Origin of the sequence: Streptococcus sp. HMSC076C09 (genome assembly GCF_001837905.1) — a bacterium.
GTDB lineage: Bacteria > Bacillota > Bacilli > Lactobacillales > Streptococcaceae > Streptococcus > Streptococcus parasanguinis_I.
In genome coordinates this window covers 53,514-76,888 of record NZ_KV834634.1, presented here as the reverse complement: position 1 = coordinate 76,888, position 23,375 = coordinate 53,514, and the positions used below count along the sequence as shown (strand labels likewise).

General features: G+C 43.1%; 24 protein-coding genes. All 24 read right to left on the bottom strand.

The annotated features are described in order from the left end of the window. Window positions 1-255 precede the first annotated feature (255 nt). The gene (locus tag HMPREF2704_RS03410; RefSeq protein ID WP_049488424.1) at window positions 256-1,158 is read right to left on the bottom strand and encodes a carbohydrate kinase family protein; all 903 of its coding nucleotides are present in this window, start codon (window positions 1,156-1,158) and stop codon (window positions 256-258) included. An 83-nt stretch (window positions 1,159-1,241) separates the two neighbouring features. Then, entirely contained in the window at window positions 1,242-1,994 is a 753-nt protein-coding gene (locus HMPREF2704_RS03405; protein ID WP_070845679.1) for an SDR family oxidoreductase, read from the bottom strand. A gap of 153 nt (window positions 1,995-2,147) precedes the next feature. After that, a complete protein-coding gene (locus tag HMPREF2704_RS03400; RefSeq protein WP_024056439.1) occupies window positions 2,148-2,921 on the bottom strand; it encodes a nucleoside phosphorylase in 774 nt (257 codons plus the stop codon). A 156-nt stretch (window positions 2,922-3,077) separates the two neighbouring features. Then, window positions 3,078-3,983 (bottom strand): DUF4299 family protein, encoded by a 906-nt coding sequence (locus HMPREF2704_RS03395; RefSeq protein ID WP_024056438.1) that lies wholly within the window; start codon window positions 3,981-3,983, stop codon window positions 3,078-3,080. 99 nt (window positions 3,984-4,082) lie between these two features. Beyond that, window positions 4,083-5,066 carry an oxygen-dependent tRNA uridine(34) hydroxylase TrhO gene (locus HMPREF2704_RS03390; RefSeq protein ID WP_049488414.1) on the bottom strand — a complete coding sequence of 328 codons (984 nt, stop codon included), beginning with the start codon at window positions 5,064-5,066 and terminating at the stop codon, window positions 4,083-4,085. Between the two features lie 150 nt (window positions 5,067-5,216). Beyond that, complete coding sequence (locus HMPREF2704_RS03385; RefSeq protein WP_070845677.1) at window positions 5,217-5,708, bottom strand: DUF6773 family protein; 492 nt, start codon at window positions 5,706-5,708, stop codon at window positions 5,217-5,219. 10 nt (window positions 5,709-5,718) lie between these two features. Next, a complete protein-coding gene (locus HMPREF2704_RS03380) occupies window positions 5,719-6,201 on the bottom strand; it encodes a DUF6773 family protein (RefSeq protein WP_042760246.1) in 483 nt (160 codons plus the stop codon). A gap of 28 nt (window positions 6,202-6,229) precedes the next feature. Further along, window positions 6,230-6,424, bottom strand: a complete 195-nt coding sequence (locus HMPREF2704_RS03375; protein ID WP_003005328.1) for a helix-turn-helix transcriptional regulator — start codon at window positions 6,422-6,424, stop codon at window positions 6,230-6,232. A 125-nt stretch (window positions 6,425-6,549) separates the two neighbouring features. Next, window positions 6,550-7,137, bottom strand: coding sequence for an MptD family putative ECF transporter S component (locus HMPREF2704_RS03370; protein WP_024056435.1), 588 nt, complete (start codon window positions 7,135-7,137; stop codon window positions 6,550-6,552). Window positions 7,138-7,149: 12 nt separating this feature from the next. Next, a complete protein-coding gene (locus tag HMPREF2704_RS03365; RefSeq protein ID WP_024056434.1) occupies window positions 7,150-7,842 on the bottom strand; it encodes a methionine ABC transporter permease in 693 nt (230 codons plus the stop codon). Next, window positions 7,839-8,906, bottom strand: a complete 1,068-nt coding sequence (locus HMPREF2704_RS03360; RefSeq protein WP_070449870.1) for a methionine ABC transporter ATP-binding protein — start codon at window positions 8,904-8,906, stop codon at window positions 7,839-7,841. Before HMPREF2704_RS03360 ends, HMPREF2704_RS03365 begins: the two co-directional genes overlap by 4 nt. Further along, window positions 8,899-10,272: a M20/M25/M40 family metallo-hydrolase gene (locus HMPREF2704_RS03355; RefSeq protein WP_061591055.1), complete on the bottom strand. Its 1,374-nt coding sequence runs from the start codon at window positions 10,270-10,272 to the stop codon at window positions 8,899-8,901. The genes HMPREF2704_RS03360 and HMPREF2704_RS03355 overlap by 8 nt, the downstream gene beginning before the upstream one ends. A gap of 72 nt (window positions 10,273-10,344) precedes the next feature. Next, window positions 10,345-11,208 carry a MetQ/NlpA family ABC transporter substrate-binding protein gene (locus HMPREF2704_RS03350; protein WP_070449873.1) on the bottom strand — a complete coding sequence of 288 codons (864 nt, stop codon included), beginning with the start codon at window positions 11,206-11,208 and terminating at the stop codon, window positions 10,345-10,347. A 24-nt stretch (window positions 11,209-11,232) separates the two neighbouring features. Next, window positions 11,233-12,060 (bottom strand): amino acid ABC transporter substrate-binding protein, encoded by an 828-nt coding sequence (locus HMPREF2704_RS03345; protein ID WP_009731556.1) that lies wholly within the window; start codon window positions 12,058-12,060, stop codon window positions 11,233-11,235. 126 nt (window positions 12,061-12,186) lie between these two features. After that, on the bottom strand, window positions 12,187-13,326 hold the full coding sequence (locus HMPREF2704_RS03340) for an amidohydrolase (RefSeq protein ID WP_070845675.1): 1,140 nt from the start codon (window positions 13,324-13,326) through the stop codon (window positions 12,187-12,189). A gap of 145 nt (window positions 13,327-13,471) precedes the next feature. Further along, complete coding sequence (locus HMPREF2704_RS03335) at window positions 13,472-14,560, bottom strand: DUF4352 domain-containing protein (protein WP_070845673.1); 1,089 nt, start codon at window positions 14,558-14,560, stop codon at window positions 13,472-13,474. Window positions 14,561-14,714: 154 nt separating this feature from the next. Further along, window positions 14,715-15,626, bottom strand: coding sequence for a DMT family transporter (locus HMPREF2704_RS03330; RefSeq protein ID WP_070845670.1), 912 nt, complete (start codon window positions 15,624-15,626; stop codon window positions 14,715-14,717). Between the two features lie 94 nt (window positions 15,627-15,720). Continuing rightward, window positions 15,721-16,764 carry a 2,3-butanediol dehydrogenase gene (locus tag HMPREF2704_RS03325; protein ID WP_003005506.1) on the bottom strand — a complete coding sequence of 348 codons (1,044 nt, stop codon included), beginning with the start codon at window positions 16,762-16,764 and terminating at the stop codon, window positions 15,721-15,723. A 133-nt stretch (window positions 16,765-16,897) separates the two neighbouring features. Then, window positions 16,898-17,281, bottom strand: a complete 384-nt coding sequence (locus HMPREF2704_RS03320; protein WP_070845667.1) for a hypothetical protein — start codon at window positions 17,279-17,281, stop codon at window positions 16,898-16,900. 99 nt (window positions 17,282-17,380) lie between these two features. Further along, a complete protein-coding gene (gene gatB, locus HMPREF2704_RS03315) occupies window positions 17,381-18,823 on the bottom strand; it encodes an Asp-tRNA(Asn)/Glu-tRNA(Gln) amidotransferase subunit GatB (RefSeq protein ID WP_070845665.1) in 1,443 nt (480 codons plus the stop codon). Further along, entirely contained in the window at window positions 18,823-20,289 is a 1,467-nt protein-coding gene (gene gatA, locus HMPREF2704_RS03310) for an Asp-tRNA(Asn)/Glu-tRNA(Gln) amidotransferase subunit GatA (protein ID WP_070845663.1), read from the bottom strand. The genes gatB and gatA overlap by 1 nt, the downstream gene beginning before the upstream one ends. Next, window positions 20,289-20,591 (bottom strand): Asp-tRNA(Asn)/Glu-tRNA(Gln) amidotransferase subunit GatC, encoded by a 303-nt coding sequence (gene gatC, locus HMPREF2704_RS03305; RefSeq protein ID WP_070575453.1) that lies wholly within the window; start codon window positions 20,589-20,591, stop codon window positions 20,289-20,291. The genes gatA and gatC overlap by 1 nt, the downstream gene beginning before the upstream one ends. 119 nt (window positions 20,592-20,710) lie before the next feature. Beyond that, complete coding sequence (locus HMPREF2704_RS03300) at window positions 20,711-22,204, bottom strand: glycosyltransferase (protein WP_070845661.1); 1,494 nt, start codon at window positions 22,202-22,204, stop codon at window positions 20,711-20,713. Next, window positions 22,201-23,375, bottom strand: a 1,175-nt coding sequence (locus HMPREF2704_RS03295; protein WP_070845659.1) for a glycosyltransferase family protein, incomplete at its 5' end; no start/stop codon positions are given. The genes HMPREF2704_RS03300 and HMPREF2704_RS03295, both read right to left, overlap by 4 nt.

Below are 23,375 nucleotides of genomic sequence, written 5' to 3'. Positions count from 1 at the left end.
TCATCTTTTTGACACAATCCGCAGCCCGTGTTCATTTCAGTAAGATACAAAGGGCCAAGCGGATAAAGTCAAATAAGAGGCTGGGACAAAAATCCTAGCCTCTCAATTTTCTTTGGATTGTCGAGCAAGACGCAGTGGTTGAGTGGGCTCTACTACGCTGATTTCATCAGCTTTTACAGCCCTACTCAACTGTGCGGAGGTGGGACGACGAAATCGAATTCTAACGAATTACCGATTTCTGTCCCACTCTCTTTTTTATTTTTGTTTCAATTCTGTTCGCAGGGCTTCTTGTTGCTCTTTTGTCAGATGAACGCCCTTACTTGCAACAATCTGGCTAGAGACTTTGTTAGCAAATCTTAAGGCTTGCGTCATATCTAAACCTTCTAAACGAGCGGATATAAAGGCTCCCACATGGCTATCTCCAGCACCTACTGTATCGACAACTTCTGTTGGAAAACCGTCTGCTTCATACCAGTTGCCATCATAGGCAACCGCTCCGTTTTCACCCAAGGTGACAATGACTAATTGTCCCGTTCTCTGATACAAGTGTTCGATGGCTGGCTGGATCTCTCTACACCCTGAAAAAGCCAGTGCTTCAGCCTCATTAACATGGAGAATTGGATGCAGATCATAAATTGCTTCCAGTCGATCCTTTGGAATCAAGAGTCCGCGTGGCCCTGGTGCAAAAATCACCTGACCTTCTAGTTGCGAAACAGACTGGACCAATGCAAGACCGGTTGGCTCCTCGACTTCAAGGCCACATAAGTAGATGTAATCAAACCGATCTGTCTCGAGCTCTTTTAGCCACTCTGCTTGAAAGCTGTACTCCACTCCGTGATCCGATAAGAAGGTCCTCTCACCATCAGACTCTACAAAGCAGTAACAGCAACCATTGTCCCCTTCTAATGAGATGCTAGAGGAAATCCCTAATTGTTTTAGCTCTCTCCGAATAAAATCACCATATATTCCAGAACCGACTGGCGAGACAAACTGGTAGGGTTGCGACAAAAAATGAAGGATATTAACGACATTAAAGGCACAACCTCCCACAGACCATTGCTGGTGATCAATATGGGCATCTCCTTCACGACTCGGCAAACGATCCAAGTAAATCATCACATCACAAACTGTAGAACCAATAATTAAGGCAGCTGTCATCTTTTTCTCCTTACTTTGCCTTCTATTATACCAGAGGAAAGATAAAAAACAACCAACCCCATGTGGAGTGGTTGCTTCTCTTTTTAGTCACGATAAACAGGTTGAGGGCCAAAGGTTTGGGAAACCGGCATGATTTCAATCCGATTGACATTGACATGCTTAGGCTGTTGGATCAACCAAGCTACGGTGTTGGCAATGTCTTCCGGCTGAATGGCATGGACACCTCGATAGAGGGCCTCTACCCGTTTTTCGTCTCCTTTAAAGCGAATAGAAGAGAACTCTGTCCCTTCGCAAAGACCAGGTTCAATATTGCTGACACGAATCTTCTTGCCAGCTAGATCCGCCCGAAGATTGAGGGAGAATTGCTTGACAAAAGCCTTGGATGCCCCGTAAACATTGGCCCCTGGATAAGGCACAGTCCCTGCTGTAGAGCCCAAATTGATAATATAGCCATCATTTCGTTCCACCATCTGGGGCAAGATTTTCCTTGTCAGATAGGTCAAACCAACAATATTGGTCTGAATCATGGTCAGCCAGTCTGCGACCTCTGCTTCATAAGCTGGGGCGAGGCCTAGAGCCAAGCCAGCATTATTGACCAAAACATCCACTTTCTCCCAATCTTTTGGCAAACTGGCAAGTGCATGATCTACCTGAGAAAGATCCGTCACATCCATTTGCAGGGGATAAAAGTCTTCTCCCAACTCTTCTTGGAGGGCCTGTAATTTATCGATGCGTCTAGCTGACCCGATCACACGGTATCCATCTGCTACTAAGCGACGGCAGATTGCTTGACCAAAACCAGCTGAAGCTCCTGTTACTAAAATCGTTTCTGACATGACATTACCTCCATGGATTGTAAAAAAATTCAGATTGAGCAGATCCATCAGGTTCTGTCTCTAATTAGAATCTAGATGAACCATCCCTCTCTTGCAAAATTACTTCTTGTATTGGAAGGAAAAATCCTTCAGTTCAATCATTGCTTCTTTCATTTAGTTTGCCTTTTCCCAAAAGAGCGCAAATTGGATGGCTAACTCCGCGATGCGATCCTTGCTATCTAAATCCTCATGACTAGATAAGGTTCGGATATCCCATTTTTCTTCCGAGAGGTGGTCTGCTGCATAGAAGAAATGGCAGAGCTCAAAGCCCCTATAAGCTGCTAAGGCTGCCACTGCCGAACATTCCATATCCACACAGATGGCTCCCGCTTCCTTTCGTCGCTTCATCTTGTCGATGGTTTCCCGGTAGGGTGCATCTGTCGTCCACACTTTTCCTGACTGATAGGAAACCTTGTGGCTTTCAAGAAAGGCTTGGAAGAGAGGAAGGGTTTTCTTGTTTACTTCCACTTCATCACTAGCCGGAAGATAGTGGTAACTGGTCCCCTCGTCGCGAAGAGCAGCCGTTGGAATGATGATGGAAGTCGCTTCGATATCACGGTCTAAAACCCCACAGGTTCCAAAGAGCACCAGTTTTTCCATCCCAAATTGAATCAGGTCCTCTATAATCCCCACACAGGAAGCAGCCCCAACTGGTGCATTAAAGGCACCAATCTGTTGGTCTCCAATAGTGATCCCATAGACCACGACTTCAAAATTGGCCATGGAGGTTCTTGCAATGACCTCATGTTCATAATTTTCAAGGAGGCGAGCAAAAGTTACTCTTGAAAAGCAAGAGATGACTACTTTGGGAAATCCTTCAATTGGTTGGTGTAAGTCTTGTGGATTGATAATCGCCTGTCGATTGGCATCAAATTCTTCTAACAGCATTTCGTGCACCTCTTTCATTCTACTTCTAGGCCCCTATTATACCACAATTAGCCTAGTCATTGGTTTTTGATCAAAGGAAGGGCATAAAAAAGAACTGCTCCCAGACGTTAGATTTTTCGGATCAAACGTCGGAGGGACAGTTCACTATGATATTTTTTACTTGTTCTCCAATTGCGCTAATTCTAGCAAGCGTTCTTTGGATAATTTTTTAATTTCAATTTGACTAGCATCAAGCAACTGGAATTCATCTGGCTCTAAGGCCTCCAGTAAGTCCTTCAGAGCAAGAGAACCAATTGGATGGTAATTTTCTGGCTTACCCGGATCTCCCTCGATCGCTACCAATAGCACCCGCCAATCAATGATACCCGCTAAGCCCACGATTTCTACATATTCTGCAGGAACATGTGGCACCCGTGGCAAGACTGTATCCGTATCTTCTGTCAAGCTATAGCTGGCTAAGAAGGCTCCTGTCTCCTCCTGTTGATAAAAACGGACTTGACTGAAATAAGCTGCACTATATTGAATCTTCTTGATAAAGGCAGAGTAGGCTTCTAGTGGATGGACATGGTTCAAGACTTCCTGCACTGTATCCCGATCCAAATAGACTGGATGAGCGAAGCCTTGTACTTCAAACTCTTTTAGATCTTTTTCTTTCGTCACATTACCCAGCGTTTCTAGGATGACGACTTCATAATCAAAATGGAAAACAGAATCTGGAGTATAGCTTACGCCGTCACTGGCCACAATCTCCGTTCCTAATACTTCTCCTAGGCGACTGATCCATCGAAGGGCCAACTGCCAATCTTCTTCTATCGCAAAAGAGGGCACCTGAATCTGATAAGACTCTTCCTCATCAAAATAGCGTAACTGCAGAGGAAGACCGCTCTTACCAAATACGATACAGTTCAAGCCTTCAAAATCATTTAAGGGACGATGAAGGGTGGCAGGACCATAGTTGTAGGTCATCAACCCTTCTACTAATTTAAGAACTTCCTGTGCCGCGAGTACTTTCTGATAGCCAAATAAGCTCTTTTTATTTTTGATTGAAAACACGATACTCATTTGTTTTCTCCTTTGTGAAATCGCTTACCTAAAGTATAGCACAATTTTCAATCAATTTCCATATAAAAACAGCCTGAGCTTTCAGACTGTTTGTTTCCATTATGCAGGTGCTCCATCAAGCGTCTCACCGATAAGGGCTAAACGCTCACGAACTTCTGCTTGTGACAAGTTGTGTTCTTCTACATAGCGATTGCGAGGGTGAACCCGGCACTCATGCGAACATCCGCGAAGGTACTTGTCTTCATTTTCTTCTGAAGTCAAGATCCGACGGTTACAGAAAGGATTTCCACAGTTGACATAACGTTCACATGGTGTTCCATCAAACCAGTCTTTTCCGACAACGCTTGGATCGACATGGTTGACGTCGACTGCAATCCGCTCGTCAAAGACGTACATTTTCCCATCCCACAGTTCGCCTTGAACTTCTGGATCTTTCCCGTAGGTTGCAATTCCGCCATGCAATTGACCAACATCTTTGTAGCCCTCACGCACCATCCAGCCTGAGAATTTCTCACAGCGGACTCCACCAGTACAGTAGACGACAACGCGTTTGTCCATGAATTTTTCCTTGTTATCACGGACCCATTGTGGCAATTCACGGAAGTTGCGGATGTCTGGACGAATAGCTCCACGGAAGTGACCAAGATCGTACTCGTAGTCATTCCGAGTATCAAGGACAACGGTATCTTCGTCGAGAAGAGCTTCTTTAAACTCTTTTGGTGACAAGTAAGCACCTGTTGTTTCAAGAGGATTGATGTCATTATCGAAATTATCATCTTCTAAACCAAGGTGGACAATCTCTTTCTTATAACGGACAAACATCTTCTTGAAAGCTTGCTCTTCTTCCTCATCGATCTTGAACCAGAGGTCTTCCATCCCTGGAAGGCTGTGAACGTAGTCCATGTATTTTTGCGTTGTTTCGTAGTCACCAGATACGGTTCCGTTGATTCCTTCATCAGCGACTAAGATACGACCTTTAAGGCCGATTGATTTACAGAAGGCCAAGTGATCAGCCGCAAATTGTTCCGCGTTTTCGATGGGAACATATTTATAGTAAAGTAATACACGAATAGGTTTTGCCATGTCATTCTCTTTTCTAAGATTAAATTATCAGAATTTTTCATTCAACTATACCAGTATACTCTCCCAAGAAAACGAATGCAATTTATTTGACTGAAAAATAAAAGCCTGGTTTCCCAGACTTTTATAGGACGAAACCAGGGTTTCAACTTTCTACTCTTCCTTTTCCAACTGGTCCAGATAGGCTTCATAGCGTTTTTTCTCTACTTTTGCAAGAAGCATCACAAGAGAATTCAGCCCCCATACAATCGGAAGATTCAGGAGAAAGGTGATGGGAAGCACTAGCAAGAATTTTGAATGGAAGGGATTTGAGTGATAGACAGCCTGGTTTAATTGAAAATTTTGAGCCCAGATGAACAAGGAAAGAACAAGGGTTACTGCTACAATTCCCGTCACATTTAGATAGCTATAACTGATAAATTTCACACCCAATCGTTGACAACGAACAGAGTAATACAATCCTGAGACGATGAGTAAGGCTACCACCATGATTGGACTGAGCCCCACCTTAGATGTAAAAATGGATCCCACACTAAAAACAGTTAAGGCAAGGAACAGGAAACCAGCCGTCTCAGCACCAGCCTTATTAGCTAAGCCTTCTTCTCGTTCATCTATGATCTGTTTGTTCAGCAATTGTAATCTCATCTCTTCCTCCTTATTCTTCATCCTCTAATTCTGCCTCGATCTTCTCTTGTTTTTTCCGATTGATAAGAGCAAGTGGTTTTTCAAGAAGATCTGTCAGGATGGCAAAGACTAGAATTTCTAATAGAATTTTGACCAGATACTTGGGACTCAAGATAAAGCTCATTGCTTCTCTCTTTCCAATCACATCCATAGCTGTCACAAGCACAGCAAAGAATAGACCTGACCCAAGGCGACTCAACCAGCTATCTTTTTCTAACATATCTCGGATATCAATCCCTGAACTGATCCTTCTTAGCAGAGCATAAATCCCCATGGCAATCAGAAGGAACATCTCAGGTAGATAAGCGACTAGATCTAAGTCCAGGATACTGGATTTCACAAAGGCAGATAGGGCAATAAAGCAGGTCATACCAAGGACAAGCTCTCCTGCGATTTTTCCATCAAGTAGCATGGTCCGTTCATCTTTTACAATTGGTTCTTTCTTTTGTTTCATATTCTTCCTCTTTCTATTATTAAAACTGTTACTCCCAGAACAGTTGATCCAGCGTCTTATCCAAGGTCTTACAGATGGCAAGACAGAGACTGAGGGTTGGGTTATACTTTCCCGCCTCAATCAGACCGATGGTCTGGCGCGTCACTCCAATGGCATCTGCAAGATCCCCCTGGGTCATATCATGCTCGACCCGGGCCATTTTTAATTTGAGATTTTTCGCCACATGATTTTCCTTTCTTGTTTTTATAGTTTTATTATACACTATATTTTCTATTTTGCAATATATATCTTACATTTTGTAAAAAATATTTTTGATAAAACAAAAAAAGCCTGGTTTCCCAGGCTTTCTTAGTTTCCTCTTCTTTTTGTTAGAAATGACTGTAGGATATATGATAGTCCCCATCCTAATCCAGCACCCAGTATGACCGTGAGGACAAACCAAGTGATGGTCGCTAGATCTGGTGATACCATCACCCGATTGACATAGTCTATCGATTTACCACGATCCAGTAACGACATGCGGTAACTGGCTGGATAGAACCACATCATAAGAATGGGCCCTGTTGTCGCAAAGGCAAAAATAACAAAAGACAAGACATTTCGTAAATTCGAGCGAAAACGACCACTTGAGGCGACCATCTCCGCAAAACTTCCGGCGATCAAGGCTGGAATAAAGGCCCCTGCACCATGACGCGAAAAGAGGAAGAAGGATCCGATCACGCAGCCAACTATAAAGATAGATCCAACTCCTTTTATTTTTTCTAGATAATAGCGGTAGATCGTCCCGCCAAACAGGGCTGAAAAGGCAGGAGCATAAAACATATTTCCTTGATGATCGACCAGATTTCCAACTAAGACCCCCAGTCCAATCGCAAGAAAATAGAGGAAAATGAAGGCTCCAACTTGTTTTATTTGATTCACATTTATTCTATTCATTGGACACTGATCCTAACGGTGGCTAATTTTCTTCGAAAGGAAGTCCCCGATAAATTGGACCAGAACGATCAGAATCAGGATCAATAAGGTCGCCACAAAGATGACATCATTGTTAAACATGTTTTTCCCGTAGTTGATGGCCAAGGTTCCTAATCCTCCAGCACCAACGGCACCTGCCATGGCGGTTTCTCCAATCAAGGAAATGATGGTCACCGTTGTTACACGGATCAAATCAGGAAGCCCTTCACGAAGGTAGACACCAACAATATCCCAGAAGGTTGCCCCACTTGCTTGTGCTGCTTCAATCACGCCTCCATCCAACTCGGACAAGACTACTTGGACTTGGCGGGCAAAGAATGGAAAGACAGCCAAAGACAGCGGAACAAGGGCTGCTGTAGGACCAATGGTATTTTTCAAGAGCAAGTAGGTCAAGGGATTAATAAAGGCCAACAAGATAATGAAAGGAATGGCGCGGAACAAGGAAGTAATCTTATCCAAAATTTGGAAAACGATTCTATTTTCGATGACACCACCTGGACGGGTCAAGACTAACAAAAGTCCTGTCATCAAACCTAAAAATCCACCAATAATGAAGGAAATAACGGTCATGTAAAGAGTCAAGTAAATAGCGGTTCCCCATCCATACTGGCCAGACCACCCTAATTTATAGACATTTGGTAAATATGTTTGAATTAACTGGATCATGCTTTTCTCCCATCTTTCACAATAGTCACGGAAACTCCTGCATTTTCTAACTCAGCTTTGGCCGTTTCCAGATTTTGAGTCTCACCTGATAAGATGACCACCAACTCTCCGACAGGCGTGTGATCAAGGATCTCGATGTTCCCAAATAAAATGTTGGCAGATACTTGGTACTGCTTGTAAATATCATTGATGATGGCTGTATCTGTCACAGAACCTGCATACTTGAGATGCGCCAACATCGAATCATCAGGCAAGTTCTTCACAATCGCTTGTTGGTTGATTTTCACCATGGCTTCATCGATACCTGTTGCAACAGTGATAAAGTCTTGGGTCAAGGCATTTTTCGGATTCGAGAAGATATCTAAAACAGATCCTTCTTCGATCAATTCGCCATTTTGCATGACAGCTACTCGGTTCGCTATATCTTTGACAATTTGCATCTCATGGGTAATCAAGACAATGGTTAAACCAAGTTTCTTGTTCAATTCTTGCAACAGAGCTAGAATTTGTTTGGTCGTCTTTGGATCCAAGGCTGAAGTTGACTCATCTGAGATCAAAATCTTTGGATCATTGGCAAGGGCACGCGCAATCGCTACCCGCTGCTTTTGTCCACCAGACAATTGGGCTGGGTAATTCTCTGCACGGTCAGCTAGACCAACTAGTTCCAACAATTTCGCCACTTTCTCATTCTTTTGTTCTTTGTTTAATTTAGAATGCTTGAGGGCGAAAGCAACATTTTCTGCGACAGTCATTTGAGCCATCAGGTTAAAGTGTTGGAAGATCATCCCGATATCCCGACGTTTCTCTCTTAGGGCAGCTGGTTTTAAGGTCACCTGATCTTGATAAATCACATCTCCATCCACAGTAATGGTTCCGGCGCTAGGCACTTGCAAGAGATTGATCACCCGAACCAAGGTCGATTTTCCGGCTCCGGAATAACCCACAATCCCATAGATATCGCCTTCATTGATCTGAATGGTCACATCTTTGACAGCTTGAATCTGACGTTTCTTTTGCTGGAAGGTCACATCAATGTGGTCCAGCTGAATCATTGCTTTACTCATAACTTGCTATTAACTCCTTTATCAATTCAATATGGGTGTAATAATCGGCGATTTTCACATTTTCATCGCCCCCATGGTCACGGCTATTGGCATTGCCAATTCCAAAGGCTGCCATCGGTACCTGCAAAGCCTCAAATACCGTATGCATTGGTCCTGTTCCCGCTGTTGTAGGAAGAACTGAAACCCCTTCTCTATAGAAATCTTTGGCCAGCTGAATAACATTTAAAATCGATGGGGCACTCATATCACTTCGGTAACTCATTTCACCGAGAGTGTAGACCAATTCGACCTGATCATAGCCATTTTTCTTCAATTGCTGCTTGATCTTTTCTAAGACATCTTTGGGATCTAGTCCTGGAACCAAGCGCACCTCCATCTTAGCACGTGCCTCTGCTGGAAGAATGGTCTTGACACCTTGACCTTGGTAACCAGAACCAAAACCTTCAATATTCAAGGCTGGTTCAAAATAGAAACGGCGCAGGAATTCTTTTCGATCTTCCTTCAAGATTGGAAGGGTTAGACCATAGGTTTCCGCTACATCTTCTGGTCCTTTGTTGGCATATTGCTCAATCAAAGCTAGCTCGCGTTCATTGGGTTCTTGGATCTGATCATAAATCCCATCCACCAAGATTCGGCCTTCTTTGTCACGAAGACTGGCGATAGCATTTAACAAATACCAAGAAGCAGAGTCCACCACGCCACCATAGCTGGAATGGATATCCACTTCTGCACTCTTCACCACCATATCAAATGTGACGATCCCTTTGCTACCACCGGAAATTTCCAACTGACCCTGATTATTTCGGGTACCTTGTTCCCAAACTAGGAGGTCCGCCCCACGCAAGTGTTTCTTATGTTTGGCCAAGTATTTATCCAAGTCAGTCGATGCGGACTCCTCTGCCCCTTCGATGATAAAGGTGATATTGACTGGCAAATCGCCACTTTCACGAATGTATTTTCGAAGAGCTGTGAGACGAGCTGTGATATGTCCCTTGTCATCATCAACCCCTCGACCGTACATGGTCCCGTAATGAACCGATAAGGTAAAAGGATCTCCCGTCCAAGGTTGGTCTCCATCCGCTGGTACTGTATCATAGTGGTTATAGAAGATGATGGTTTTTGCGTCTGGATTTGGGGAGAAAAATTTGGCAATCACAAAAGGGGCTGTGTAGCTATCATCAACTTCGACTTTGGCTCCTGCAGCTGTAAAAATTTCCCCCAAATAGTTGGCCACTTCCTTGAGACCTACTTGTTGAGCAAAGATGGATTTTTTTGAAATCAAGGTTCGCAACACTTCAAAATAATGTTGTGCGACCTCATCATTTTCAAATTTTCGAATTTGTTCCGCTTCTGTTGCAAAAGGCATGCATTCCTCCTAATACACGATAAGAGGTAGAGAATTGCTTCTCCACCTCCTTCATACACTTGAGATCGAATCTTAAAAGACTGGTTGGTCCATTCCTTCTGAAGATTCTTCGATCACTTTCTTCACATTGTCTTTGTGATAGGCTTTGATGATTTCTTTGATAGCTTTTGCTTTATCAGATTTTTCCCAATCTTTCTTAGCAGCGATCAAATTGTACCATTGTTTTGAGTTGTTGTCTTTCTTTTCAACATAGATAGCTTTTTTGAAATCAACGCCTGCTTCACGAACGAAGGTATTGTTGATGACAGCAGCATCTACTGATGGAAGAGCAGATGGTGTTTGTGAAGCATCCAATTCAGAGATCTTCAAATCTTTTGAATTTTCTTTGATATTTGATACGTTTGCCAATTGTCCATCTTTGGTATCCAATTTAATCAAACCTGCTGATTGCAAGACATACAAGGCACGGCTTTCATTTGTTGGGTCATTTGGTACAGCGATTGTTCCACCTTTAGGAATTTCTTTGATAGAAGTGTATTTGTTTTTACCGTTTTCTGTACCAGAGTAAAGACGGATTGGAGCGATGTAAGTATCTGCTACTGCAACAAGGGCTTTGTCGTTTTTAGAATTCCAGTTATCAAGGAAGTTGTAGTGTTGGAATGCATTGATATCTACGCTACCATCTTTTACAGCCACGTTTGGTTGTGAGTAATCTGTAAATTGAGTGAATTCCAATTTGATCCCTGTTTTAGCGTCATCCAAGTTCTTTTGAACTTGATCCCAACGAGCTTTTTCAGTGTCGCTCAAAGTCATGACACCCACTTTAACTGTTGTTTCACCATCTTTGCTAGATGAGTTTGAAGAACCACATGCTGCAAGAGCAAACGTTGCGATAGCTGCAAGAGCTGTTAAACCAAGAATTTTTTTCAATTTCATTTTAAAATCTCCTTTAAATAAATATTATTCTTTAATATCTTTTGCTTCTGGTAGGTAAGAACCACCGAAGTATTTTTTAGACAATTTTTCAAGGGTTCCATTGTCATAGAGTTCCTTGATGCGTTTGTTGACAAATTTTTGAAGGTCTTTATCCTCTTTTGCAATAATTGGATAAACATAAGGTTGTTGGTCGCTTGGAAGCTCAATGACTTTCAAGTTGTCATAGCCTTGATCACGAATGATGGTATCTACAGAAATCCGTTCGAAGATCTTGTAATCGGTACGACCATCCGCTAGATTGGCCATGATGGTTTGAATCGTTCCATCTGTGTATTGCAAGTCGGTTGGATTATCTGAATGTTTTTTATTGTAATCTTCTAATTGTTTAGCAGTAGATGTTCCTTGAACAACTTCTGTTTTCTTGCCACCAATGTCATCCAAAGATTTAATAGAAGAATCTTTTGGTACGACCAATACTAGTGGATTACGAGCATATGGATTTGGATAGAGGTATTTTTCTTCCCGCTCTTTTGAGTAGCTGATGTTGTTGGCACCGATTTGGAAACGGTCACTATCTAATCCAGCAAAGACTGAAGACCACTCTGTCTTGTTAAAGTTCACTTCGTATTTGTCTGAACCTTTAAAGATTTCACGCAAAACTTCGATTTCATAACCGGTTAGCTTGCCGTCTTTTTCTTCATAAGAGAAGGGTTTGGTTGTTCCAACCGTCCCAACTTCAATGGTTTTCTTCCCACTGGCTGATTTGCCAGATGAACATGCTACTAAAGCACTGGTTGCAAGGACTGCAACTAATCCTAAAGCAGAATACTTAATCATTTTTTTTAGATTCATAGGATCTCCTTTTTGGTTTCAGGCACATAAAACGCCATTTTAAAAGTATTTTTTAATTTTATCAAAAAAGCATTTACTTGCCTAATATATATTTTTTATGGAGGTGATAGTTTTTCTTTATCACACTTATTTTTCTTTAAAATACCGCAATAAAGCTTGCGCATTTTCAACATAATAGGGAACCGAAACCTCAAAGGCTGCATCATCGATGGTCATGTGATCATGATGGAGGTCTGGCGCATCCGGCTCTCCATTCGAACCAATAAAGGCAAAGACTCCAGGAATTCGCTCTTGGTAAAAGGCGAAGTCTTCTCCAGCTGTAGAAGGATTTGCTGGAATCACTTCAGCCAAGCCTTGTGAAGCTTCCCAAACCACTTTCGTCAATTCCTCATCATTAAAGGTAACGGGCGGTGTCACACCCCACTCAAAAGCCACATCTACTTCCAGACTTTCTGCAATGTGTCGAATGATGGAAATAAAATGTGCCTTCAAGTCTCTTTGCACACTTGGATTAAAAGAACGAATGGTTCCTTCAAAATAGCCTGATTTTGGGAGCACATTCCAGGTTGAGCCCACATCCAGGTGCGTAATGGACAAAACAGCTGTTTCAAAGGGAGAAACGGTCCGTGAAATTAATAATTGTACATTCTGAACCATGGTTGTGACGGCCGTTACAGTGTCAACTCCCAAATCTGGTCTTGCGGCATGACTACTAACCCCTGTCACGGTAACCTTGAATTTCTCAACCCCTGCCATCATAGCTCCAGCATTCAAAGCAAGTTGCCCTGCTTTTAGCTGAGGAATGTTGTGAAAACCAATAATTCCTTGAACATCCTCCAACAGTCCTGTTGCCAAAACATCAGAAGCACCTTCTGAGATTTCTTCTGCTGGCTGAAAGATCAAGCGTACAGTTCCTTCAAGCTGGTCTTCTTTTTCCTTGAGAAGAGCTGCTGCTCCCAGAAGACTGGTTTGATGAAAATCATGGCCACATGCATGCATGACTCCTGGATTCTGACTTTGGTAGGGCAGATTCGTTTGTTCCAAAATTGGAAGGGCATCGATATCTGCTCGAAGTGCCACCACCGGTTGGCCGGAACCAATTTCTGCAATCAGACCAGTTTTTAGTCCGCTCTCTAAAATACGGATCCCCAACTCTTCTAAACGCTCTTTTAGAAAGGCGGTTGTCTGGTATTCTTGACCAGACAATTCTGGGTGTTGGTGGATATAGTGGCGAATCTCTGCTAACTCTTCATAAGAAAAAGCCACAAGCCTTCATCTCCTTTCAAACTTAAAATTATTTTATCACTAATAGGTGTTTCCGTCTAATTCTTGTTTCTTGGGTTTTGATATAGTTTCAAACTATAGATAAAAACACTCCTAGATACATGTCCTTGGAGTGCCAACTTCCGCATTAAGAAAGATTTCCCTCGAATTTTTCCATTAAGCTATCACTATTATAGGCTTTTTCTACTTCCCATTTGCCATCTTTCTTAACAAAGGTCAACTGGTAGTCGTACCGATCCGGCGTCGTCAAGGGGCGATCTGCAAGAGAAGCCATCATTTCCTCTCTATAGGCTTTGTTTTGAGCCTGATTCGCCTCGATAATCCCTGGATAGTCTTTTCGATGTTCCTGATAGAAGGTCTGCATGTGGTTTAAGATCGTCTTTTCCATGCTGACCGTCTCAGGATTTAGACTAATGACCACCTTGTCCGGGAGATATTGTTTAACCTTATAGGTTAATTTCGCACGCTTAGCATTTTCTTTTTCGTAAGCATCGATAAACTGGTTCACTTCTTCTTCAGAGAATTGGTAATCATGTAGTTTACGAGTAAAGTCAGCGGCAAATTTCGCATGGAAATCACTGGCTTCCTTTTTCAAATCAGTTCCCAAAACAAAAGCATCGTCCTTTTTGACCTTTCGTTGGCCACTGAAGTAAACTTGATTGATGTATTCATCTGCTAGAATAGTGGAAGCTTCCACCTTATCCTCATACTGAGAAGAATCCACCGCAAATTTTAAAGGTTTGGATTTTTTATCAGAGCTATAGGTTTTTCGTTCATACTGCACTTCATATTTTTTACCTTTTTCGACTGGAAAAACGATATAGCCGGTTAATTTTTTATCCTGGGCCAACTGATCACTCTTGAGCAATTGGAAGGCTTCACTTTGGTCATAAATTCCTGACTGCAATTTGACCTTGTTATTATCCGCATCGTAAATGGTGATATCTGAATCTGACACGTTGATAGATTCTTTGGCAACATTTTTAAATTCTAATTGAAGGGCTAAATAGCTTCCGTCTTCTGAGTCATTGAGGACAGGTGGTTTGATGTATTGCCCTCCTTTTAAACTCACCTCGACTTGACCGTCAGATGCAGAGCTTTTCGCTGCTTTTTCTGTCTTTGCTTGCTGCGAATTTGTCTTTTGAGCACTGATTCCACAAGCCGCTAAACTCAAGGTCGCTACAGCAAATAGGGTCCATTTAAAAATCTTTTTCATCCTCATCTCCTTAAAAAAGTTTTGTTCTATTTTAACATCTTTTTCTAGCGATGTATACGCTATATAGTGATAACTCTCCCTCAGAGGGCGAGGATTACAAAAAGGCCAAGACCTTCGTCTCAACCTTTTAACTAAAATATGATTGGTTTTGGTTTTACAAGATTCCTTTTTCTTTTTGAATCATGAAATCCTTGAGGGAAATCAAGAGAACTGCAAGGAGGATCATGGCCATCCCAATCACATCAACCATAAAAAAATGCTCCTTCATAATGACAAAGGCAAAGAAAACTGCCGAAACAGGCTCAAAGGACGCCAGCAAGCTTCCTTTAACGGCTCCTACCAAAGAGGTTCCTTTCAGAAAGGCTGTATAGGCAAAAATCGTCCCAATCACCACCAAGCCAAAAAGGGCCATCCAGGTATCGAGTCTGTAGTTTCCAGAAGAAGAGAGAAGACCACTAAAAGGGAGCATTAGGATTCCTGGAATAGTCATCCCAACTCCAATCACCAGCATGCTTCCCCATTTTTGAATTAAGTTCAGAGGTAGAATGATGTAAAGGGCATAGGCAAATGCTGACACCACTCCCCAAGCCAAACCTTTGGGATTGATGGCCAATTGATTGAGTTGACCATGGGTTGCTATTAAGAATGTGCCACCAATCGCTAGAAGCATCGAAAACACTTCTGCTAGTGTAGGGGCCACCTTATCAATGATACAGGTATAGGCTAAAATTCCCACTGGACAGAGATACTGTAACACCGTAGCAGTCCCAGCATTGGTTTCAGCAATCGCCTCTAAATAGGTCAACTGAGTCAATAACAATCCTAAAAAGGCAAAAATAAGAAGGGGAAGGTAGGAAGATTTATCTTTGGCAAAGTCCAAAAACTTCTCCTTATCTGCAACGTAGGAAAGAAGAATAAGGACAATTCCAGAAAAAAGCAAACGGAGATTTGTTAACTCAATAGCCGAAAATCCATGAACCATTAAATATTGCCCGCTAACTCCGGATAGTCCCCAAGCGATCCCGGCGATCAAGGTCATGAGTGTTCCTTTCATCGTCTTTGACATAGTCCCCTCCTAAATCTGTTCCTTACTTTTATTGTATCATAAAAGGCCGAAACGAAACGTTTCAGCCTCATATATTTCATATAAATTTATTCGCTTATTCAGGTTGAACCAAAATCTTGATTTGAGATTTATCTTGTGTTAATTCAATAAATCCTTCTTCAACGATATTTTCCAATTTAATTTTCTTGGTAACCAATTTTTCAGCAGAGAAGTAGCCTTGTTCCATCAATTCCAATACTTTAGGGAAAATATGACGGTAGGCAATAATTCCTTTGAGAGATTTTTCTTGGATAGCGAATTCATTTGGATTGATGCTAGCTTCACGTTCCCAGATAGATACGACCATACATTCCCCAGCTTTATGAACAGCTGCAAGGGCTTGACCTAAAACAACTGGAACTCCAGTCACTTCATAAGAAACATCTGCTCCACCACCTGTCAAGCGATGGATGGCTTCGACGATTGTTTCTCCTTCTTCTGGGCGAACAACGATTGCTCCCAATTCTTCCGCTTTCGCTTGGCGTTCAGGAGACAATTCAACAGCATAGATTTTTGATGCTCCTGCTGCACGAAGGGCTTCAACGATCAAAAGACCAATTGGACCCAAGCCAAAGATAACAGCTGTATCTCCAGTTTTCAATGCAGATTGACGAACTGCATAAACAGCTACAGCAGCAGGTTCTGTGAGAGCGGCTTGTTCATAGCTCAAGCTGTCTGGAATCACATGAACCAAATCCCCATCAAGAACACAATATTTAGCAAAACCACCATCTGCAGCGAGGCCGACGAAGTTCAAGTTTGGATCGAGGTTATAGTCACCAATTAAGTTGTGCTCTGCAAGAATTGGTTCGATAGTGACACGATCGCCAACTTTGACACGAGTCACATCACTTCCGACTTCTACAATCTCACCAGAGAATTCATGTCCCAAAGTGACCGGTGCTTTTTGACCAGAATACACATGTTCTTCAGTTGGGATGAAGATCGGTCCATCCAAATATTCATGCAAGTCCGTACCACAGATCCCTGTGAACTTAACTGCCACTTTTACTTGATGTGGTTGTACTTCAGGTACTTCCACTTCTTCGATACGAACGTCTTTTGCTGCATGCCAGCGAGCTGCTTTCATAGTAGCCATATGATGATCTCCTTGTTTTCACCTTTTTTGTTTTCTTTTCAGGAAACTTTATATTTAAAATTGTAAACGTTTTCCTTTTGTTTGTCAAGGAAAAACTGAAGATGAAAAAGAGCAGCCCTTTGACTGCTCCTTCTTATTTCTTCTTGATACGAGAAGATTCCAATCTCCACCCAACAATCCAACCAAGGACTAGGAGATAATTTTCAAGCGCCCCGATCCCATTGACCGGCAGATGATAGTGAAAGTAACTGAAGAGATGATTAGTACCGATCCCAATCCCACCTAGGATCAAAACCAATAGAACCGTACGAAGATAAAACCAATCGTATTTAAGATTGACAGCAATCAAGATCACAAGAACCGCCACATTCCAAATCCCAATCTCCCGTTGCCAACCGACAGAAACACCATATCCTGAATGACTTCCCATATAAGATGGAAAGAATAACTGGAAAATAATCGCTCCAGTCATGGCGATGATAACTAGGACAAATAAGGCTCTTAAAAACTTGTTCATGTAACTCCTCCTAATGTCAGTTGATATGTAATGGTCTTTCCTATTCTAACACAATTTTATGGATAGTAAAAACCAACCTCTCGGCTGGTTTTTTATCTATTATTCTTCTTTCAACTTCGCCAATTCTTGGGCAAGTAACTTGAGGGCTACTTGTGGGTTGGCTTGGCCTTTGGTTGCTTTCATGAGGAAACCTGTGAAGGCCTTGTCTGCATTCCGTTTTCCTGACTTGAAGTCAGCTACGGCTGCTTCGTTGTCTGCAAAGACTTGGTGGATGATTGGGATCAAGACTTCAGGATCTGAAATCTGTACCAAGCCAGCTTTTTCAACGTATTCACGCGCTCCACCACCGTTTTTCGCCAAGTGAACGAAGACTTTCTTGGCAATCTTAGATGAAATCGTTCCATCTTCGATGATGGCAATCATTTCGACCAAGTTTTCTGGTGTCAATTGGATTTCTTCCAGCGTTTTGCCTTCTGCGTTCAAGAATTGCGCGACTTCCCCTTGGAGCCAGTTAGAGACTTGTTTTGCATCTCCGCCAAGGGCTACAGCTGCTTCAAAGAAGTCAGAAGTGACTTTCGTCGCTGTCAATTGGTTGGCATCATAGTCAGACAAGCCAAGCTCTGCCACATAGCGAGCACGACGGTCTTTTGGAAACTCTGGCAACTCTGTGCGCATTTCCTCGATCCACTCATCTGAGATTTCAAACAAGGGAAGGTCTGGTTCTGGGAAGTAACGGTAATCCGCAGCTCCTTCTTTGACACGCATAAGAATCGTGCTCTTGTTGGCTTCATCGTAACGACGTGTTTCTTGACGAATGACCCCACCTGAACGCAAGATTTTCGCTTGACGCTCAACTTCGTATTCAAGACCTTTACGGACGTTTGAGAAAGAGTTCAAGTTCTTCAACTCAGTCTTGGTACCAAATTCCTCTTGACCATATGGACGAAGGGAAATGTTGGCATCGACCCGCATCGATCCTTCTTCCATCTTGACATCAGAGATACCTGTGTATTGGATGACTTCTTTCAAAGCTGTCAAATAGGCGTAGGCTTCTTCTGGAGAACGCATATCTGCTTCAGATACGATTTCGATCAATGGAACCCCTTGACGGTTAAGGTCTACGTAAGAGAAGCCGTCTGTTCCGTGCGTGTTCTTACCAGCATCTTCTTCCAAGTGGGCCCGTTCAATCCCGATTTTCTTAGTTGAGCCGTCTTCCAATTGCACTTCAATCCAACCGTTATATCCGATTGGCTCGTCAAATTGCGAAATTTGGTAGGCCTTTGGATTATCAGGGTAAAAATAGTTCTTACGGTCAAAGTGCATGTGCTGATGGATATCCATATTCAGGGCCAAAGCAGCCTTGATACCAGCATCTACAACACCTTTGTTCAAGACAGGAAGCACACCTGGGAAAGACCAGTCAATCACATTAGTATTGGCATTTTGCTCGTTCCCAAATTGAGCAGAGGTTGGTGAGAAAATTTTTGAGTTTGTATTCAATTCAACGTGGACTTCAAGTCCGATGACTGTTTCAAAGTTCATTAATTGTCACCTCCGAAAATAAGGGGTTGTTGCTTGTGGTAATCCGTCGTTGCTTCAAAGGCAGCTGCAGCTTGGTAGATGGTTTCTTCAGAATACTTCGGACCAATCAACTGCAAACCAACTGGAAGACCTTGCGCAAAACCTGCAGGAATCGAAATCCCTGGAAGACCTGCCAAGTTGACTGGAATGGTCAAGAGGTCAGCCAAGTACATGGCAACCGGATCATGGTTGAGCGAATCCAAATCAAAGGCTACACTTGGAGCTGTTGGACCAAGGATAAGGTCGTAATCTGCAAAGACTTTTTCGAAGTCTTGGATAATGAGGGTACGGACTTGACCAGCTTTCTTGTAGTAAGCATCGTAGTAACCAGATGACAAACTAAAGGTACCCAGCATGATCCGGCGTTTGACCTCATCGCCAAAGCCTTGACTACGAGTGTTCACGTAGATATCATCCAAGTTCTTGGCATCTTCCGCACGGAAACCATAGCGAATACCGTCGAAACGTTGCAAGTTTGAAGAAGCTTCAGATGAAGCGATGATGTAATAAACGGCAACCCCGTATTTAGAGTGTGGAAGGCTGACTTCTTCGACAGTCGCTCCCAATTTTTCAAAGTGTTTGGCCGCATTAAGAATCGTTTCTTTGACTTCTGGGTCAATTCCTTCCCCAAGGTATTCTTTCGGAAGGGCAATCTTTATCCCTTTGATGTCTTGACCAATCTTAGAAGTAAAGTCTGCTACACGAACAGGTGCAGAAGTTGAATCCTTGGCATCTTCGCTGGCAATGACATTAAGCAATTGAGCATTTTCCTTAACCGTTGGTGAGAAGGTACCAATTTGGTCAAGTGAGCTACCAAAGGCAATGAGACCAAAACGGGAAACCGTTCCATAAGTTGGTTTGAGACCAACAATCCCGTTGAAGGCAGCAGGTTGGCGGATAGAACCACCGGTATCCGAACCAAGGGACAAGCGGACTTGCCCTGAAGCTACAGCTGCAGCAGAACCACTAGAAGATCCACCAGGCACCTTGCTGTGGTCCCAAGCATTCTTGGTTGGTCCATAGTAAGAAGTCTCACCAGATCCACCCATGGCAAATTCATCCATGTTGGTCTTCCCGATGACAATCATATCTTTGGCCTTGGCATTGGCAACAGCTGTCGCATCAAAGATTGGCTCGTAGTTATAGAGCATTTTTGATGCCGCAGTCGTCAAGATGCCATCTGTTGAGATATTGTCTTTGACAGCGAGTGGAATCCCTGACAGGAGGTTGTCTGCATCGATTCCTTTTTCATCAATAGCCTTGGCTTGTGCAAGGGCAGCTTCTTCGGCCACCGTTACAAAGGCATTAACCGCTTCTTCACGCGCCTTGATATCGTCAAGCGTCGCTTGTGTCAATTCCGTTGCTGAGATTTCCTTAGAGACAAGGAGGTCGTGCAACTCTTCAATGGTTTTATGGTTGAATGACATTAGGCATCTCCTCCATCTTCTAGGATAGCTGGTACCTTGATGTAGTAATTGTCTTTTTCAGGTACATTTTTAAACAAGCGGTCACGGTCAGTCCCTTTTTCAGCGATATCCGGACGCAATACGGTCTTACGATCCGCCATGGTCGTTGTTGGAGCAACACCTGTCGTGTCCACTTCTTCCAACAATTCCACCATGTCGACAATTTTAGACAAGGTTGTCGCAAACTCAGCTGTCTCTTCTGGAGAGAATTTCAATTTTGAAAGATTGGCAACGTGGGTTACCTCTTCTTGCGTAATTTTCATCTTGCTTCCTTTCGTGAAATGATGATTTTTCAATACCCTCTATTTTACCATAATTTAGCCCAATTTGCTTGCCTTAGAAAAAATCTGTAGGACTTTTTTGTCGCTACAGATTCTTCTTTTTATATTTCTTTTCCGCCGAATTGCCCCATCTCCATTAGAGTCTCTTTCCAGACTTCCTGGACATTAGAAGCGAGGTAAGAAGAGGCCAAGTCATAAGAAGCCTGGTGAAATGGAGCGAGGTCGCTTTCAAAGAGCTGGACCAGCTTGTCCGCCAACTCTTTCACCAACTCTTCTTCTGGCATTGTCTCGCTATAAGGTACCAAAAAGCCATTTTTACCCTCTTTTATAAAAGTTGGATTGCCATAACGGGCATCAAAGCCCAGCAAAGCCAAACCTGCTCCAGCAGCCTCCATCAAAGTCAAACCAAAGGTCTCCCACTGAGAAGTGGTGAGGTAGGCTTGGTAGCAAGGATAGATCTGCTGAAGATCCGCATGACCGCGTAGGTGAATATAATCTTGTGCTGCAAGCTCCTGAATCAGGTGTCGCAAATTGTCCGCTTCTCCCCCCTTCCCATAAATATCAAACTGAAGGGCTGGGAGTTGTTCATGAGCTTGGGCCACTACTCGAATGGCCAAATCGATGCGTTTTCTTGGATCCAAACGGGAAGCTGTGAGCACACTAAAGGGAGGTCTGTCTCCTAGTGATTCCGTCAATTCTTCTAGATGCCCTACTGGAATGCTATAGATTGGAATTCCTTGGCATCCTTGTTTAGCAAGTGTCTGCTCCAAGACTTCTTTTTGAAGATCCGTTGCTGTGATGAAATAATCGAAGCGTTTGGCATACTTGAACACATAATAATATTCATAATTGAGATGGCCATTTTCAAATTCATGCTCCGAATGAAACACCATGGCGAGCTTTGAAGGAGCAGCTTTCTCCAACAAAGGGCGAGCAAAATCCATGCGCGAAGCCCGGTCAAGCAGAATCAGATCTTCTTCTTTTAGCGACAGCTGCGACAAAAAACGTCTCATCACTTCTGTATGGTTGGTCAAAATCTCAGACCCCAGTTTATAGAGCCAGCTTCCACCTAACCTCGATTCTTCAAAAGCGATAGTCCCATCTTGATGGTGATAGATCCGTCTGACAACACTACCATACTGAAAATACTCTGTGACAAGTTTACAAGCTCCATAATACTCTCGCTTGATCCTATTTCCAGCCAAAAGATAGTCTACATAGCGGACACAGTTTGGATGATAGGGATCCAAATGAAAGCTCAAGGCGTTTCCATCCGCAAATTGGTAGCGAATGGCTCTTTCCGTTTTTTCAACAACATCCAGACGCGTCAGTTGAAACTCCATTTGCAAGGCCCCTACCGTCTTTTGAGGGACCGTAGTCTGTTGATCCGTAAAAGCTAAATGGGCAAAAAGCAGTTCCTCATCCCGGTGCCCCAATGAGAGGTAATAGGCCAATTTTTCTGGAGTGGGCCAAGTGGTAAAGACAAACTTCGCTGCCACTCCTAGTCTCCGGAGCATCTTTGCCCGAGAGGCTTGTGCAACATCAACCCCATTGGGTTCGAATCCCACTAATAGATTAAAGGTATAAATGGTCATGCGGTTCCTCCCTCTAATCGCTTAAACAGCTCTTCCAAAGCTTCTTTTTCAGGCAATTTCAAGATTCGTGCCTGCTCTCTTACCAATTCTTTGTAGGTCTCTGGCTGCTGGAGCAAGGTATCTAGTTGCTGTTCCATTTCTTCGACTGTATCTGTGATTGTGCTCAAGTTTTTATAGGCTTCCTGATGCACCGTGCTCTTCAAACCAAATAAGACTTGCCCATTTTCAAGAGCATGAAGGCTACTGCTCCACACTTCTTCTCCTCGGTTGCAATCCAGATAAATAGAGCAGCTGGATAACAAGTTCTCATATTTTTCTAGCGAAATCCCTGGATAGAGGTGCACGTTAGAACAAGTCTCCAAGTCTGTTAATTTCGGTCCCATGGCTGTCAAAGCAGCAATGTGAAAGGTTACTTGTGGGAATTGATGGGCCAGTCTAGATAAACCTTCAACCTCTTGAGAAGCCGTCATGACCAGGGCTTCTGGTTGAAAACTTTCCTGCTCCACATCTACCAGCCCTGACAAGGCTGTGATCCCGTCTTTTTTCTCCCTCAACAGACCATCTTCTACCAACAAAATCTGACTGACTTGTTCTTTGATCTCGTCTAGTTCATGAGCGTCATTGGCACAGTAGGCGAGTCTTTCCTTTGGTATCTCTGTCACAACATCTAGCAATGCCTTGTCCATCAAAAGAACAGCTTCATCTTCCGGTAAGACTTGTTCTAGGACAGCTCTCTGCAGCTCTTCCTTACTGGCATACAGGCGATCCCGTCCCTTAGGAGTTTGAAGCAAAAAGGTTCCTTGTGAGACAAAGTGAAGCAAGACTTCTTCTTGCTGACGGTTCAAATAAATGTCTAAATATGGTTGACCAGCTTCCGTAAGGAGACTCTGCTTGCTTCTCCAGCCATAGCGATTGTAGAAATCAATAGATGCGATCTCTTCTCCCTGACCAAACCACTCTACTCTGTCAACCGTTCGCGACAAGATATCCCCTCGTAAAACCACATTGGCACGACGTTCCTCCCCATCAAAAAGATAGGTTGTGATCCCAAGCGTCCAACATTCCCATAATTCTGGAACCTCTAAATCATTGAAAAATAATGGTTGCCCAACTGTTGATGCCGGGTCTGTTTGGGTAAAAAAGGTCGCCAGACTATCTGTCTGTTGATCCA